Annotated in this window: 2 protein-coding genes and 1 tRNA gene; all 3 read right to left on the bottom strand. The window is 59.8% G+C overall.

Annotated features, from left to right (window positions below):
* A partial coding sequence (locus DBR24_RS15365) for an iron ABC transporter permease (protein WP_146189055.1) occupies positions 1 to 922 on the bottom strand: 922 nt, incomplete at its 3' end.
* Positions 922 to 1,932 (bottom strand): extracellular solute-binding protein, encoded by a 1,011-nt coding sequence (locus tag DBR24_RS15360; protein ID WP_128615190.1) that lies wholly within the window; start codon positions 1,930 to 1,932, stop codon positions 922 to 924. The genes DBR24_RS15365 and DBR24_RS15360, both read right to left, overlap by 1 nt.
* 193 nt (positions 1,933 to 2,125) lie before the next feature.
* Positions 2,126 to 2,212, bottom strand: a tRNA-Leu gene (locus tag DBR24_RS15355).
* Positions 2,213 to 2,317: the final 105 nt, after the last annotated feature.

Here is a 2,317-nt window from a genome sequence, read left to right as displayed (position 1 = left end):
CCGCCAGCCAGTACGCGAGCATGCCCAGCGGAATCCCGCTGCCGACAATCGCCAGCAACAGGCAATACAACTGACCGGCAACCGCCCACGGCCCCAACCGCACTTGCTCGGCCTGGCGCGCGGCACCCTGGCCGGTGCGCACATGCCGACCCTTGCCGCGCACGCGCAGTTCCAGCCACAACAGCACCAGGCACAGCGCCAGCAACACCGCCGACAGCATCGCGGCATTGGCGTTGCTGAACTCCAGCTCGAACTGCTGATAGATCGCCGTGGTGAATGTTTGCAGGCCGATGATCGACAGCGCGCCGAATTCAACCAGCATGTGCAGGGCAATCAGCAGCGAGCCCGCCAGCAACGACGGCCACAGCAGCGGCAGGGTGACGCGGAAAAACACACCCCAGCGGTTCTGTCCCAGGGTGCGGGCGGATTCCTCAAGGGAGGGATCGAGATTGCGCAAGGTCGCCGCGACCGGCAGAAAGATCAGCGGGTATTTGGACAGGCTCATCACCAGAATTGCACCGCCGAGGCCTTCGAACTGCGCGCTCAGCGACACCCAGGTGAAGCTGCTGACAAACGCCGGCACCGCAAACGGCAGACATAGAATCACGCCCCACAGACGCCGCCCCGGCAAATTGCTGCGCTCCAGCAGCCAGGCCAGCGACAGGCCGATCACGGCGCAGGTGATGGTCACACCGACCATCAGCGCCAAGGTATTGCGCAGCAGGCCGAACACGTAAGGGCGCCATAACAGGTGCAGCGCCTCGGCCCAGCCCGCTTGCCAGGCCTTGAGTCCGACGTAGGCCAATGGCAATAGGCTCATCACCACCAGCAGCAATACCGGCAGCACCAGCCAGATCGACGGTCGCTTGCGCCGGGGTACGTAACCCCCGCGCATGGCGGGGGCGGATAACGATGCGGCCATCAGTTCAAGCCAACTTCACGTTCCAGTTCCAGCGCTTCTTCGGCATTGCCCAGATCGGCCGGGGTCAGGTTCGGCGCTTCCAGCTCGCTGAACGGCTTGAGCCCGCGATCCGATTCCATGCCTTTGTGCAGCGGGTATTCGGCGGTGGTCTGGGTGATCACGCGCTGACCTTCTTCGCTGGCCATGTAGGCAAGAAATTGTTGAGCTTCTTTTGGATGTTTGCTGGATTTCAGCACGGCAGCGCTGGACACGGTGATCAAGCCGCCGACGTCGCCGCCGGTGAAGTAATGCAGTTTCGAATCCAGTTTGCCTTTCTCGCGTTGCAGGGCGAACCAGTAGTAGTTGTTCACCAGCACGGTGGCGACTTCGCCGTTTTCCACGGCTTTGAGCGCGACCATGTTGTTGCTGTAGGTCTTGCCGAAAGCGCGCAGGCCGGTCAGCCATTCTTCGGCGGCGTCACGACCATGCATCTTGATGATGGCCACGGCTTGTTCCTGAAACGCGCCGCTGGTTGGCACGAAGCCGACTTTGCCTTGCCACTGTGGATTGGCGAAATCCAGGACTGATTTTGGCAGGTCTTTTTCGTCGACCAGTTTCGGGTTGTAAGCGACCACGCGAACGCGTGCCGTCACGCCAATCCAGATGCCGTTAGCCGCGACGTATTTTTCCGGCAGTACGGCCAGGGTCGCGTCATCGGCCTTGGCCAGCAGACCCTGTTCGCCAAGGTTGTTCAGCGGTGGGGATTCTTCGGTGTAAATGACGTCGGCGGGGGAGCGGTCGCCTTCCTCGATGATCTGGCTGGCGAGCTGGTTGCTGCTGCCTTTGCGCACGTTGACGTGAATGCCGGTCTTGGCTTCGAAGGCCTTGGCGATCGCGTCGCCGACTTCCTTGTGCTGGCCGTTGTAAAGAGTCAGGGAAACCGTATCGGCAGCCTGGGTGAGGGGAGAGGCGAGTGCCAGGCCGAGCAGGGTGAAGGTCAAGCCTCGGCGCAGGGTATTTCGAAACGTCATTCGCAGGGTTCCTCACTGTCGCATTGCAAAAACTTGCAACAATGATAAACGATATTGTTTCTCAAGTGCGCCTTGCGGTGGGGCTGGCGTTTTGATAGGTGCGATGGTGATGGGGTTTCGGGAAGCCAGAAACGCAAAAAACCCGCTTTCGCGGGTTTTTGGGAAACTCAAGGCCGTAACCTTGAATTTGAATTGGTGCCCAGAAGAAGACTCGAACTTCCACGACCGTAAGGTCACCAGCACCTGAAGCTGGCGTGTCTACCAATTTCACCATCTGGGCAGTATCGTTAACGCTTGTACGTCGTCGATGGCGCGCACTATACGGAGCGTCTTTTTAACTGTAAACCCCTGTCAGCAAAAAATATGATTTTTTTTACCGGCGGTG

The sequence above is a fragment of the Pseudomonas sp. HMWF006 genome (assembly GCF_003061205.1).
GTDB lineage: Bacteria > Pseudomonadota > Gammaproteobacteria > Pseudomonadales > Pseudomonadaceae > Aquipseudomonas > Aquipseudomonas monsensis.
Note: the sequence above shows the minus strand (reverse complement) of the source record. Positions and strands in the feature narration are given on the sequence as shown.

Coding starts and splice junctions, on each gene's coding strand:
- DBR24_RS15360 (WP_128615190.1), bottom strand. CDS start 1,932: ATGACGTTTCGAAATACCCTGCGCCGAGGCTTGACCTTCACCCTGCTC.